Annotated in this window: 12 protein-coding genes; 3 read left to right on the top strand and 9 right to left on the bottom strand. The window is 36.4% G+C overall.

The window, feature by feature from the left end; all coding sequences use genetic code 11:
• Positions 1-19 precede the first annotated feature (19 nt).
• Positions 20-1435, bottom strand: a complete 1416-nt coding sequence (locus IPK35_07320; GenBank protein MBK8053068.1) for a circularly permuted type 2 ATP-grasp protein — start codon at positions 1433-1435, stop codon at positions 20-22.
• Between the two features lie 488 nt (positions 1436-1923).
• Here IPK35_07320 and IPK35_07315 point away from each other — a divergent pair, with 488 nt between their 5' ends.
• Together IPK35_07315 and IPK35_07310 are read left to right on the top strand one after the other, a co-directional pair.
• On the top strand, positions 1924-2376 hold the full coding sequence (locus IPK35_07315; GenBank protein MBK8053067.1) for an Hsp20/alpha crystallin family protein: 453 nt from the start codon (positions 1924-1926) through the stop codon (positions 2374-2376).
• A gap of 541 nt (positions 2377-2917) precedes the next feature.
• Positions 2918-4552, top strand: a complete 1635-nt coding sequence (locus IPK35_07310) for a hypothetical protein (protein MBK8053066.1) — start codon at positions 2918-2920, stop codon at positions 4550-4552.
• Between the two features lie 7 nt (positions 4553-4559).
• Here the strand turns inward: IPK35_07310 and IPK35_07305 are convergent, their stop codons facing one another.
• The 5 genes from IPK35_07305 to IPK35_07285 all read right to left on the bottom strand — a co-directional run bounded on the left by IPK35_07305 (position 4560) and on the right by IPK35_07285 (position 8732).
• Positions 4560-4880 carry a hypothetical protein gene (locus tag IPK35_07305; protein ID MBK8053065.1) on the bottom strand — a complete coding sequence of 107 codons (321 nt, stop codon included), beginning with the start codon at positions 4878-4880 and terminating at the stop codon, positions 4560-4562.
• A complete protein-coding gene (locus tag IPK35_07300) occupies positions 4877-5119 on the bottom strand; it encodes a hypothetical protein (GenBank protein MBK8053064.1) in 243 nt (80 codons plus the stop codon). Before IPK35_07300 ends, IPK35_07305 begins: the two co-directional genes overlap by 4 nt.
• Positions 5120-5129: 10 nt before the next feature.
• The gene (gene lptB, locus IPK35_07295) at positions 5130-5876 is read right to left on the bottom strand and encodes an LPS export ABC transporter ATP-binding protein (protein ID MBK8053063.1); all 747 of its coding nucleotides are present in this window, start codon (positions 5874-5876) and stop codon (positions 5130-5132) included.
• A 3-nt stretch (positions 5877-5879) separates the two neighbouring features.
• Positions 5880-7574, bottom strand: coding sequence for an Ig-like domain-containing protein (locus tag IPK35_07290; protein MBK8053062.1), 1695 nt, complete (start codon positions 7572-7574; stop codon positions 5880-5882).
• Positions 7575-7676: 102 nt separating this feature from the next.
• The gene (locus tag IPK35_07285; protein ID MBK8053061.1) at positions 7677-8732 is read right to left on the bottom strand and encodes a rhodanese-related sulfurtransferase; all 1056 of its coding nucleotides are present in this window, start codon (positions 8730-8732) and stop codon (positions 7677-7679) included.
• 437 nt (positions 8733-9169) lie between these two features.
• Here IPK35_07285 and IPK35_07280 point away from each other — a divergent pair, with 437 nt between their 5' ends.
• Entirely contained in the window at positions 9170-11539 is a 2370-nt protein-coding gene (locus IPK35_07280; protein ID MBK8053060.1) for a zinc-dependent metalloprotease, read from the top strand.
• Positions 11540-11552: 13 nt separating this feature from the next.
• Here the strand turns inward: IPK35_07280 and IPK35_07275 are convergent, their stop codons facing one another.
• The 3 genes from IPK35_07275 to IPK35_07265 all read right to left on the bottom strand — a co-directional run bounded on the left by IPK35_07275 (position 11553) and on the right by IPK35_07265 (position 13863).
• Positions 11553-12044 (bottom strand): nucleoside triphosphate pyrophosphohydrolase family protein, encoded by a 492-nt coding sequence (locus IPK35_07275; protein MBK8053059.1) that lies wholly within the window; start codon positions 12042-12044, stop codon positions 11553-11555.
• Between the two features lie 12 nt (positions 12045-12056).
• Positions 12057-12473, bottom strand: a complete 417-nt coding sequence (locus tag IPK35_07270) for a DoxX family protein (protein MBK8053058.1) — start codon at positions 12471-12473, stop codon at positions 12057-12059.
• 628 nt (positions 12474-13101) lie between these two features.
• Positions 13102-13863, bottom strand: coding sequence for a hypothetical protein (locus IPK35_07265; protein ID MBK8053057.1), 762 nt, complete (start codon positions 13861-13863; stop codon positions 13102-13104).
• Positions 13864-13891 lie beyond the last annotated feature (28 nt).

Genomic DNA, 13891 nt, shown 5'->3' with positions numbered 1-13891 from the left:
TGTATACATTTAAAAAAAATTAATAAAGTACCCAGGTGTCCTTGCTGCCACCTCCCTGAGAGCTATTCACAACAAGGGATCCTTTTTTAAGAGCCACTCTTGTCAGCGCCCCGGGTATTACTTCTATATCCTCACCATACAAAATGTATGGCCTTAAATCAACATGCCTTGGCTCTAAATGGTCATCAATCCAACTCGGAACAGTGGACAATGACAAAGTCGGCTGAGCAATATAGTTGTCCGGATTATTTTTTACCAGATTTCTGAATGTAGCATGCTCCTCTTTGGTGGATTTGGGGCCGATCATCATTCCATAACCGCCGGCAGAGTTGGTTTCTTTGACCACGAGCTCTTCGATATTGTCCAGAATGTATTTTCTGTCTTCTTCGCTTCTTGCCAGATATGTCGGAACATTGTCCAGTATAGGTTCTTCATTCAAAAAATACTTGATCAATTTAGGAACATAAGCATAAACGGCTTTATCATCGGCCACTCCGGTACCCGGCGCATTGGCCATGGCTATATTTCCTTTTTTGTAAGCATTGAAGATGCCGGGCACGCCCAACATAGAAGCCGGATTGAAAGCTAACGGGTCAAGAAAAGTATCATCTATCCTTCTGTAAATCACATCTATTTGCTGCAGACCTTTTGTAGTCTGCATATAGACTTTATCATCTTCTGTGACCAGGTCAACACCTGACACTAACTCAACACCCATTTGCAAAGCAAGGTATGAATGTTCATAATAGGCTGAATTGTAGATACCGGGAGTCAGTAACCCTACTACCGGATGTTCTTTTTGTGAAATATATTGCAGCATTTCGAGAAGGCGGATCGGATAATCAGAAACAGGCCTCACTCCCATCCTATTGAATAAATTGGGATAAATCCTTTTTATAATATCCCGACTACCCAACATATATGACACTCCGGATGGGCATCGAAGGTTGTCCTCAAGGATGTAATAATTACCATCAATATTTTTTACTAGATCGGTACCGGTGATATGGCACCATATGCCTTTTGGTGGTTTTAATCCGATACAAGGTTTTAGAAAATCTTTACTACCAAGTATCAGGTCTTCCGGTACAATTTTATCTTTTAATGATTTCTGATCATTATACACATCATTTATAAAAAGATTCAGTGCTAAAATTCTCTGCTTCAATCCTTTTTCCAAATGGTGCCATTCATCATTGGGCAGTATTCTCGGGATAATGTCAAGATGTAAAATTTTTTCAATGCCCTGATTATCATGGTAAACATTGAATGTCATACCCATATTCATCTGGGTTTTGTCAGCTGAATGCTGTAATTGCGATATTCTATCGGCGGAGACACTATCCAGTGCTGCTGAAAGGTCCTGATAATGAGGTCTTACATTGCCATCGTTTGAATACATTTCATCAAAAAAATCTCCTAAATCATAATTCATCATGATGAGTTTTTATTGAGCTTTATAAAAAACTGTGAAACTATAAAGTGGTGTTACTATTGAAAAATCAAATATAGGCAAAAAAATTACAGAAAAAACATTTTATTAAATATTTTTACAAAAAGATAATTTTTTGTATGCCATGTGCATAAAAAATAGTATTTATTATTAAGATACCCCCTTGAAAATAAGACTGCTCCTAATAATATTAGTAATTCGATAATCAGATTGAACCTGGCTACCTATATTACTAATTCGTCAAATTAGCATTAAGATACATTCAACAGTATGTAGACCTATTTACTATATCGCTCCTATGAGAAAACTAAAATGACCAGAAAATATTGGGTGTATCCGAATATTGAACCGTATTATATAAAAGCACATCAAATCATATCTCATGATGATATTAGTCATTGACAATTGGATGATATTTATTATATTTTTGTACCGTTGATAAAGATTAATTCACTTTTAAATATTTAGTTATGTCACAAGTAGTTAAAAAACCATCACTGTTTCCTACTTTCCCAACATTCTTTGATGATTTTTTTACAAAAGACTTTTTCGACTGGAATGACAAAAATTTTGCAAAAGTGGGCTCTACTCTGCCATCTGTCAATCTCAAGGAGACAGACAAAGAGTACCATATAGAACTCGCGGCGCCTGGTATGAAAAAGGATGATTTTAAAGTAGAATTACTGAATGGAATTCTCAACATTAAGGCTGAGAAAAGGATGGAAAAAGAGGAAAAGGACAAAGAAGGAAATTATCTTAGGAGAGAATTCAGCTATGAAACATTCAACAGATCTTTCAGTATGCCTGACAATGTGAAAGAAGATAAGATAGCTGCTGTTTACAAAGATGGCATACTTCATATCGGAATTGATAAAAAAGAACCAAAAGCAGTCATTACACCAAAAGCGATTGAGGTGAAATAGTGATTTCTGTTGTTTTTGTGTTATCGGAATTAAGGAAGGCCGGCAAATAGATGCCGGCTTTCTTTTTTAGAGTGATGAAATGCTCTGAGGATGATTAAAATTACACCATTTGGCTACAAGTGGTTGTGATGTTAAAATTACTCACAAAACTTTATTGCACCTTGTGTAGCGGGTTAAAGAGCCAAAAATCGCCAGCCAGTCTTCGCTATGGTCTGCTTAGTGGTTGATTTTCCTTTTCGACTGAGAAACGTCCAGGGTAGGGCGACACTTAAGCGAAAAGGATGCAGTATAGACAAATTCTTGTTTATTTCGGTTAAAAAAAACTCCGAATATTCTTCATATATTTTTTTATTGTTATATGATTAACATATTATTAAATTATATAATTATTATTGTAAACTCTAGATAATCAATTGTTTAAAATTTTTATTAAAAAATAATATGTCATATTAAATTAAATATTTACTTTTGCATCGATAAAAGGACCTATCCATATTTTTTTTATCGCATTATTTAGATATTCATTTTACATTTTATAGTTATGAGAAGTAGAATTATACATTCAGTATTGATTGTTTGGGTAGTAATTTCAGTTCAATATGCTCAGTCAAATAAATTTTTGCAAATTGATTTGGGTGCAGGAGGTTCTCAACCGATATTAAAATTTGGGGATCCTCACATGTTTGCAGGCAGAGGGACCAGTTTTTCAGGTGGGTTTGATTATTTTTTCAAAAACATTGGTGTAGGTTTTTCAGCAGGTCAATTCAGTAATGTAAGCAGGGACTTATTTAGTTCCTATATTTCAAAAAAATATCTTGAAGATTTTTCAAATACTAATGCAGAAAATTGGAATACCAAATATGTTTTGGCAGGGCCGACTTTCAAAATTGCAGGTAAAAGGTTTGAATGGGATTTGTATGCAAAAGCAGGCTTAGGTCAGATCAATGTCCCTGAGTTGGTTTTTGCAAAATCTTTTTTCAATCAATACTATCAGATATATCATTTTTCAGGCACATCAGAAAATTATCAACTTGCATGGAATGGGGGTACCAGGTTTGTTTTTAAAATGAATCAATGGCTTGGATTTCAGGCCAAAGCCGAATACTTGACCACATCTTACATGAGCAAGTTTAATTATGATTATTCTTACCGCAATGCACAGGATGGAAACAGAAATGGTGTCATAGAAGATGCAGAGTATTTTGAAGCTCAAAAATTATCTCAAACCGGTGCTGCTGATATAAATGTGGTCAATGTTCATTTGGGATTGATATTTCAACTGGGAAGACCAGTTCCGACTAAGGTGACTAAAATGATGCCCGAAGAAATAAGAGAAATTACTATGCCGGTGACAGAGGAAAAAGTCGCTACCAATATTATTGAAGAAAATAAAGAAGAAATCGTAGTAAAACCTGAACCAGAAATTGATCTGCCTATCGCACCTGTTGTCACAACTCCAAAAGAAAATAAAGAAGTTGCAATGGAAGAAATTCCTGTGATCAATGCCAATGAAGCTCCAATAGAAATTCCTGCTACTACTTATGAAGCTCCAGAAGCGAAATATGATGAAGAAGCCGCTGAATTTTTACACAAGGCTGGTGAATCCTATTTTGCAACCAACGATTTTGAGAATGCGCTCCCTTGTTTCAACAAGCTGAAAGCAGATCCTAAATACCCCAGAGCTAAATATATGTTTGCCTTGTCGCTTTGTGCTATGGGAAATTGTGCAGAAGCAAAAAGCGAGTATAAAGATTTTGTAAAAAATTATAAAGATGCTGATGCGAGAACCTTGGAAATCATTTTTGCTTCTCATCTGGAGAGATGTTCAACTGAAGGGAAAATGAAAAATGTCAAAAAGACTGATTTAACTAATGTAGACGAAAGTAAATCTTCAACTAACTCACCAAAAGTGCCCAGCAACACAACAGAATACAGAATTCAGTTTATCGCGATTAAAAAGCCAAATGCAACTTTCCCTAAGCTGGCAGAAGTTGGTGATATCTCGACAGAATTTTTTCCAAACAAGGCAGTACACAGATATACACTTACGGGTTATAAAGACATTAAAAATGCTGCATCAGATGTGTATAAGATAAGAAAATTAGGCTTCAGAGACGCTTTTATTGCGGTATACGAAAATGGTAAAAGAGTAAATACCCTTTACCACGCAAAATAAAAACCGTTTATTTAAAGATAGGTCTTGCTTTGATAGAATCCGGAACTATGATAGCACCAGGCCATTCCGGTTTGATCGGTTTTTCTGGAAAAATGATGGAATCATTGATTCTGTAGTCAATTTCAGCTGCAATGAGTGAATCCACGTAAATTCCTGCTTTACCGATGATATCTTGTCTGCAGTTTTTCAGGTTTTCATTGATGTATTCTCTTCTGCGGTTTTCATAGGCTTCCTTGATTTTAGGATTGTTGATGTCCAGTACCACCGCGGTATCATCACATGATACCAGCCCAATTAATAAAATATTGAAGTAGAGTGATAGTTTCATTCCTCAGCAGGATTTATTATCAAAAGATTTTCGATTTCTTTGATTCTGACGCTGTGCATTGAGTCTGCATATCTGATAAAAAGGGTATCTCTTTCCACTTTGCATAGTGAATCGGTATAGATACGTAAATCATTCAATTTGTTGCCAAATAAAGTATCTACTGTATATTTTTCTTCGGCTGTGAGTTGGTTGTCGTCAATACCACATGACAATAACCCAACTGCGACTAACACAAACATTGTAAGATATTTAGTCTTCAAAATCTATCACTTTCTTTTTTAATTCAAAATTTTTGCCTAAGTAGACACGCCTTACAACTTCATCAGCTGCAAGCTCTTCGGCAGTTCCGGCTTTTAGTATACTGCCTTCAAACATCAGATAAGCTCTGTCAGTGATAGACAAAGTTTCCTGCACGTTATGATCTGTAATAAGGATGCCTATATTTTTTGTCTTTAATTTTGCCACTATAAGCTGAATATCTTCCACCGCTATCGGATCTATACCAGCAAAAGGCTCATCGAGTAAGATAAACTTTGGACTTGATGCAAGTGACCGGGCAATTTCTGTCCTCCGTCTCTCACCACCCGACAGCGAATCGCCGATATTTTTTCTGACTTTATCTAACCTGAATTCACTTATCAGTGATTCAAGTTTTTCCTTTTGTTCTTCTTTAGTCAGTTTTGTCATTTCCAGCACTGCCATGATGTTGTCTTCGACAGAAAGTTTTCTGAAAACACTTGGTTCTTGTGGCAGATATCCTACTCCTTTTTGCGCTCTTACATACATCGCATCGCGTGTGACATCTTCTTCATTAAGATATACTTGTCCTTCAGCCGGCCTGATAAAGCCTACCATCATGTAGAAAGTAGTGGTTTTACCAGCTCCATTTGGCCCCAATAACCCTACTATCTCCCCTTGATCGACATGGATAGATACCTTGTTGACGACAGTGCGTTGTCCATACGTTTTTACGAGATTGTCGGATCTGAAGATCATCTTTTAGTTTTTAATGTTCAGTGGTGGATTGAGTAGCGGGCCATCAGGTTTGGTTGCGGATTCTGAGTTGATTTTCCAGGAGATATTGATGTCGGTTTCTTTATTTTCTCTGACAGTTTCTCCTTTGAAAAATCTGTATGGTTCTGGTTGTGTTTTGGTCCAATAGCTTCCCGGGTCCCATTTTCCATTATTATTAACGTCAAGAAATATCTCAACGTTGTATTTATCAGGTACCAATCCTGTCAGTTTTATAGCAGACTTTGACTCGAAAGACACTTTTGTACTGCTGATAAGAAGTTTTTCTTTTTGAATATTGATAATATAAGTGGCAGTACTATCCAAATCAGATATTAAAAAATTGATACTTGCCATTTGATCAGGTTTGAGTATTTTTACTTCCATATCCAGGCTATCTGCAGCATGACCATAGATGCTTTGTACAGTGTTACTGTCAAAGGAGATGTTGTATTCTTCACCGGCTTTCCACGGGTACCGGATGATCATACTTTTTTTATCATCAGAGGTTGTAATCCTGATATCGTCGATCTGTCCTATGGTGTCTGTGATGATGATGTTTTTTGAAGAGTTCAGTTGTAAGGGCATATTGTAATTAAATACAAGAGAGTCAGTAGGCAGCACTTTACTTCCTGCATTCGTTGATAACAATTTCAGACGGCTTTTTTTTATAAAATCCTGTTTTCCTCTAGGTTTTACTTTTAGAGTGTCGTTATAAATGATCACTGCGAATGAGTCCAGAGCCGTTTCATAGTAGATATTGACGGAGTCTTCTACGATTTCATTAGAGAAAATGATGTCTTGATGAGGTATATCCAAGACAGTAGGAGATGGCGGATTAGTGTTATATAGGATGTTGATCTTACCGTATATTTTTGTATCATAGGACAAGATCTTTAGTTTTGGTTTTGGCAGGGAAGAAACCAGATGAATATTGTAAGATGCTGAATCTACTAACACAATCAGGCTATCATAAAATGCCACTTTTTCTGTCGGAAGATCGTACCTGTAATTGATATTTTCATCTTTGATAGCCAGCAACCTGAAAGTATCAGATTTTACATTTTGAAATTCGAAATTACCTGATTTGTCGGGACGTGCAAAATAAAAAGGTTTCTCCTTAGCTACGACGGAGTCAGTGAGGTTGTCGTAAAGGAATACGACCATCTCCGGATCGGGTTCCCCTGTGAGTGCATCAGTGATTTTACCCTTGAAAGTCATACTGTCCAGTTCCGGACCTGTAGCAAAGACAAAGTTAAAATTGGGAAGTTTATTACCTTCATGAAAATCAACAACAGACTCGCCAAAATTGATGGTATAGGTGGCATTTTCTCTGAGAACTTCTTTTTCATCAAATGCAAAACTTACTTTTTTACCTCTGTGCGTCACCTGCGGTATGTATGTAAGAGGTGGAGAGACCAGTACTTCCTTGATCGGGTCACGTACCTCAATAAATTCATCAAAATAGAAATCAACCTGACGTGGTTTGAAATTTGTCTGACGGTTTTGTGCAGATCTTGTACTATCCATTTTGGGTGGTGTCACATCCCTGGGACCTCCTGATGGCGAACCTGTGCTGGCACAACCCTGAATGAATACGATCCAGCCAAGCCCAAAAAATCCTATAATACTAATTTTCAAGCAGGAAGCTAAAGTGTATATACCATAGGACTGTAAATTCATCTTAAATACTATATGAGTTAAAATGATAAAATCAATAATCTAATTGACAATAGTCCATCACTTATATGATACGAACCATACAATGAAAGAAGTGTCATATTTTTACTCATGATTGGAAGTGTCTAATACTTCAGACTTATGGAATGCTTTATACCTTCCTTTTCCGAACTTTGTACCATTAAATGCAATAGTATTTTTCAACAATGACCTTTCGCCTTCCGGCAACTCTATAAATTCTTTACACTTTACAGAACAAGTGTGTTGATATTTTTGAGCACAGGCAGGACACTGTATAAAAAGTATATGGCACTCCTCATTCGCACAGTTGACATGTGTATCGCAAGGCGCGCCGCACTGATGGCATTTGGCTATGACATGGTCCGATATTTTTTCACCCAGTCTTTCGTCAAAAACGAAGTTTTTGCCAATAAATTTGTTCTCAATACCCAGTTCTTTAGCTCTTCTGGAATACTCTATGATACCGCCTTCGACTTGGTATACATTGGAAAATCCTTTATGTCTGTAATAGGCACTGGCTTTCTCGCACCGGATTCCACCTGTGCAGTACATGATGATATTTCTGTCCTTTTTGTCTTCGAGTAATTGCTCTACGACGGGCAGTGCTTCTCTGAAGGTTTCTACATCAGGTAATATCGCACCCTGAAAATGTCCTACTTCCGATTCATAGTGATTGCGCATGTCTACAATGATAGTTTCTGGGTCATCGGTGAGTAAGTTGAATTCTTCAGCCTTGAGGTGTATACCTCTATTTGTAACGTCAAAAGTTTTGTCGTCCAGACCATCAGCAACGATTTTATCGCGTACCCGGATGATGAGTTTGTAAAATGATTTTCCATCATCTTCTATAGCCCAATTGAGCCTTATATCTCTGAGAAAAGTGATGGTGTGTATTGCATTTTTAAAATCTTCAATTCTTGCATCTGGAACTGATATTTGGCCGTTGATCCCTTCGTAAGATACGTAGATCCGACCAAATACGCCTAACTCAGACAAAATGATATATAAATGATCTCTGAACAATCCGGGGTTGCCGAGATGATAGTACTGATAAAAAGACAAAGTTACTCTGGAAGTCTTGTCATTTTGAATTTTTTCTTTTAGGATGTATCTGTTTATCCTGTTGTGTAATGCCTTCATAACCACAATTTACGACGTTTTTGCATGAAACGTATTCTAAAAAACTGCAAAGTTAATGAATTATGAATTGCCAATCAAACAATAGGAAACAAGTAATGGAAATTGTTTGCATAAATCAGGGTTTTGAAATAAATTATGTATCATGTTCGTATAATTATGTTCGATATAGGTTTAAAAAATCGATTTTCGTCAAACAGAGGCCTTTAGTTGTTCTGCCAAACAGAAAATTGATTGCCAAATAAAAAATTATAATTTTTTAATAATCAATATATTATGATTTGATTTTTTTTGTAGAATGTTTTCTATCACCTTTAAAATACATTATGATTTGATTTTTTTACAGAACATTTTATGTTCACTATAGTTGAGCCATTTTTCGCAACCAATTTATTTTAAGGATATATTCCATATATTGCAACCTTAAAAATACCAGCATCATGAATTTTTTAAAATTGTTTACTATAGTTTTGTTTTCGTTATTGAGCACTCAATCTCTTTTAGGACAAAAATATCAGGGATTTTTCAATTTTGAATATCAGGATTCCAGTGGAAAGCTACTGTTCAAAATAGATAAACTCAATCAGGATATCCTGATGGTCAATGCCTTTGGTACAGGTATCGGGTCAAATGATCTGGGTCTGGATCGCGGCAAACTTGGTGATGTAAGAGTAGTCAGATTTGAAAAACATGGCGATAAGATCTTATTGATTCAACCCAATCTAAAATACAGGGCAATTTCCAATAATGCACTCGAAGTCAGAGCTGTTGAAGAAGCCTTTGCAAAATCTGTCATTTTTGGATTCAAAATCGAAAAAACTGAAAATAAAATCTACATTATAGATATAGCACCGTTGCTTCTTGAAGATCTCAATATGGTGGTCAATACTCTTAAAGATACCAAACAAGGTACATATAAGCTTGAAAAAAGCCGATCCGCATTATTTTTTGACAATATACATGCCTTTCCAAAAAATATCGAACTGGAGTCTATCCTGACTTTTGTCGGGGAGCCTACAGGTGGCTACATCAAAAGTGTATCACCTTCCCCTGAAACAGTCTCCTACAGACAGCATGTATCTTTTATCGAATTGCCGGACGACAAGTATACACCAAGGGTTTTTCATCCTGAGAGTGGATACTTTTACACGAGCTATTATGACTACGCCACTCCTATACATTCGCCAATTGAAAAAAGGTTCATCACCCGACACAGGCTTGAAAAAAAATATCCTGACCAGGATGTGAGTGAACCTGTTGAACCCATCATATATTACATAGACCCCGGATGTCCTGAACCAATAAAATCAGCACTCATGGAAGGCGGCAAATGGTGGGCTCAGGCATATGAAGCTGCCGGATTTAAAAATGCATTTGATGTCAGGGAACTACCCACAGGTGCACATCCGCTTGATGTCAGGTACAATATGATACAGTGGGTGCATCGCAGTACTCGTGGTTGGTCATATGGATCATCGATCGCCGATCCCAGGACCGGCGAAATACTTAAAGGTCATGTTTCATTGGGGTCTCTACGTGTGAGACAGGATTTTATGATAGCCCAGGGCATAGCATCACCGTATGGTGCCAATGATGAAAATCACGCCATCATGACCAAAATGGCATTGGACAGATTAAGACAACTTTCTGCACACGAAATAGGCCACACTATCGGACTGGCACACAACTTTGCAGCAAGTACCAACGACAGAGCATCTGTCATGGATTATCCACATCCATATATTACATTAGACAATCAGGGCAAGCCTGACTTTTCAAAGGCCTATGATGATAAAATCGGACTGTGGGACAAAAGGGCTATTATGTACGGATATAGTCAATACCCGAATGAAGCATCTGAAAGAGCGGGGCTTGAAACTATCATCAATGAGAATCATAGACTAGGTCTGAAATACCTGACAGATGAGGATGCGAGAAGTGCCGGTAGTGCCTCACCGATAAATCACCTTTGGGACAATGGTCCTGATCCTATTGCTGAATTGGAGAGGATCATGGCCATCAGAACTTACGCTGTCAAAGAATTTGGCTTAAATACTATACCTAAAGGCACACCGGTCTCAGAACTTGAAAAAATATTTGTTCCCGTCTACTTTATGCACAGATATCAGGTGGAAGCAGTCAGTAAACTGATAGGAGGTCTTGAATACCATTACGCCGTAAAAGGTTTTGGCAAAATCGAACCACTAAAACCCGTAGATCGTAACCGTCAGATGAAAGCCACTTCTGCACTTCTTAATCTTCTTACTGACAAGTATCTGGCCGTCCCAGACCACATCAAAGGGTTGCTTTTTCCAACTGCTTCCGGATATGATCGCAGTCGTGAAAGTTTTCCCACCGGTGCTGCCCCGGCTTTTGACTATCTTAAGGTGTATGAAAGTGCTACAGGACAAATTCTGGATCTTTTATTACATCCTGACAGGCTCAGTAGGTTGGCTGGTGATGGAAGATTATCAGAACATTTAAAAGAATTATCCAATAGTCTGGCAAAAAATATATCCGCGGATGTCGTCTCGCAATGTGCTAATACTCAATTTGTCGGCAGGTTATTAGCTTTGAGTATCAGTGAAAATATTTCTCATCATGTGAAAGCGCACATTCAAAACATATTAGAAAGTCATAAAAAATCACTTATTGCTAAAAAAGGTTCAGAAGAAAAAAGCAAAGTGTTAATCAATTATCTGGTGTCGTTGATGAATACCGACCCGGCTAAAATCCAACAAATTAAACTTCCTTCCGCTGTACCTGTGCCTCCGGGTGCACCTATAGGTAGCTGCAGTTTAGATGATTGACGGCAAAAACCGGCTATCTGAAAACGATGGTCTGCAGATCTGCTTCTGAGTAATTGATGGATTTTAATACCTTTCTGTCTGCCTGCCGATAGACAAGATATTCTCCTTCTTTTTCTTCTATGAAAGATGGTGTATTCTTTTCATCCAGATAATATTTCTGAGTTGCCAGAGCTTCCTCGTATGATTTACACGGTTTACTCATGTTTGATCTTTGTACTTCGTCAAAAAGGGCTTTAAATCTGGATGCAAGACCAAACTCAAGTACCGCTCCTGATAGTACATACTGAAGATCACTCAAGGCATCGGCTATCCCAACGATATCATTCTCAAGTATGGCCGTCTTCAGTTCATCCAATTCTTCCTGCAGGAGAGCCACTCTAAGATTACAACGTTTTTCGTCAGGAATGGCAGGAGTGGGCAATACAGGCATGCCAAATACATCGTGAAATGCTGCAACACCTGTCAATGCAGAGGGTTCGTCAAATAATCTCAATTTTTTAGCCATATTGGGTTTAAGTTATTTCGGGAGCTTCATGATATAAATAAGTCTTTTTATGCTATACTTGCCAGCTCCATTGGCTATAAGCAATAACAATCCGCCGCACAAAGCCAGATTGCGCATAAAATACAAGGTATGCAATCGCCTTAAGTCTCCGGGGTCATCCCAGAAAGAGTACACAATCAATGTCATAGGGAACCAATAAAGAAGAAGCAAAGTAGCACCAACTCTGGCAAAGGATCCGATCAGGACTAAAATACCACCTATCAATAAGATAAATATGGTTACTTTGAGTACCAAATCCTGTTGCCACAATATCCCATAAGCGGTCATGGTAGCTTTTGTCTTATGGAAGAAGACAAGTGCATCCAGTGCTTCATAAATAAATACAAAGGATATCCAGATTCTTGCCAAAAGTTCTGCTATATCTTTCAAAGGTTAAGGTTTAAGTGATGTAGTGATATTATACCAAACAGAAAATTGATTGCGAAAATTTACAATCATAATTATTTAATTTACAATACATTATGATTTAAATTTTTCGCAGAATATTTTCTGTCCACTATAATTTAAACATAAGAATACCAAAACTACAAATTTACTTAAAAAATGTTAGAAAGGACAAAGATACTGACTAAGAACTAAACCAGAAGAAAGATTCTAAAAAAATAAATCCTATTACCCATTTTAAGATCACTGTAGTTTATTCTTTTCAATTAATCATTCAGATATTTCTAAACTATGTGTGTGGGTGAAATCATAAGTTATACCCACTCTATCAAAAGCATAATCAGTCATGTTAGTATATTATACTCAAAATCAATAAAATGTGAAAGGCAATTTTCGCAAATCAATTTATTTTGAGTATATTTCTTTTAGAGCATGTTTAAAATTTTTCTTAGCTGTAAATCAAGAGATTATTGTTCTGGCGATAAAATAATCAACGCATTTAGCGAACTAAATAAGGTGATTATTTTGAAGTCAGGTTGATAATATATTGATTTTAAGGCAATAAAAATTTAAACATACCTTAGTTTGGATATTATTTACAAACTTGATTTTGCTAATTAAAATTAAAATTCAGCCCAATTGAAATAAAATCCTTTCCTTGTCTGAAGTTGGGATTGGTCAAATTAAAACTTCTGCCATATTGCAACTGGAATTTTATATTTTCCCACCCTGTTTTCAAACTTATTGCAGGTTCAAATAGGTAATGTGAATTCTTATTTTTTAATAAATCTACCTGGTCAATTCCACCATACAATAAATACCCTCTAATATTTTTATATTCTAATCTTACCATTCTTGAAGACAAAGCAGCTTCAAATGATTTAAATTTGAATCCAAAGGCAGGTTGGATACCTAACCTTATTAAACTTCCTGAAATGTTTTGATAATTACCTTTTGCACTAATAGCTGATATTTCGATTTTGTTATTAAAATCTCCAAATCCAAAAATTCCAAAACATTCAACTATTGTGTTTTTATTAATTTTTGTAAAATATCCTATTCCCGTCTCTAACATATGGCCTGATCCTCCAGCATCACTTTTATCTTCTTTAGCAAAATAATAGCCACCATTAATTTGAAAAGATAAATGATTAGTGATTCCATATGCACTTTGCAGGTCGAGGGTAGAAATAGTATTAAAAATATTATTTATATTACTCGAACCTGCCGATAAAGATATATTTTTCTCACCTTTACAGGAGATCATTGGAACATTTTGAATACTCGGTGCATAATATATTGGGCTGCAAGCTGAAAATCCAAGAATAGTAATCAGGATTATATTAATTCGCCTATTCATAATAAAATTATTCAAATAAGTAATTTAATCTACCATTTTATTG

The organism is Saprospiraceae bacterium (assembly GCA_016713025.1).
Classification (GTDB): domain Bacteria; phylum Bacteroidota; class Bacteroidia; order Chitinophagales; family Saprospiraceae; genus OLB9.
Note: the sequence above shows the minus strand (reverse complement) of the source record. Positions and strands in the feature narration are given on the sequence as shown.

What these genes read in the sequence shown, in the direction of transcription:
- IPK35_07320 (MBK8053068.1), bottom strand. Translation starts at nt 1,435, where the DNA reads ATGAATTATGATTTAGGAGATTTTTTTGATGAAATGTATTCAAACGAT.
- IPK35_07315 (MBK8053067.1), top strand. Translation starts at nt 1,924, where the DNA reads ATGTCACAAGTAGTTAAAAAACCATCACTGTTTCCTACTTTCCCAACA.
- IPK35_07310 (MBK8053066.1), top strand. Translation starts at nt 2,918, where the DNA reads ATGAGAAGTAGAATTATACATTCAGTATTGATTGTTTGGGTAGTAATT.
- IPK35_07305 (MBK8053065.1), bottom strand. Translation starts at nt 4,880, where the DNA reads ATGAAACTATCACTCTACTTCAATATTTTATTAATTGGGCTGGTATCA.
- IPK35_07300 (MBK8053064.1), bottom strand. Translation starts at nt 5,119, where the DNA reads ATGTTTGTGTTAGTCGCAGTTGGGTTATTGTCATGTGGTATTGACGAC.
- lptB (MBK8053063.1), bottom strand. Translation starts at nt 5,876, where the DNA reads ATGATCTTCAGATCCGACAATCTCGTAAAAACGTATGGACAACGCACT.
- IPK35_07290 (MBK8053062.1), bottom strand. Translation starts at nt 7,574, where the DNA reads ATGAATTTACAGTCCTATGGTATATACACTTTAGCTTCCTGCTTGAAA.
- IPK35_07285 (MBK8053061.1), bottom strand. Translation starts at nt 8,732, where the DNA reads ATGAAGGCATTACACAACAGGATAAACAGATACATCCTAAAAGAAAAA.
- IPK35_07280 (MBK8053060.1), top strand. Translation starts at nt 9,170, where the DNA reads ATGAATTTTTTAAAATTGTTTACTATAGTTTTGTTTTCGTTATTGAGC.
- IPK35_07275 (MBK8053059.1), bottom strand. Translation starts at nt 12,044, where the DNA reads ATGGCTAAAAAATTGAGATTATTTGACGAACCCTCTGCATTGACAGGT.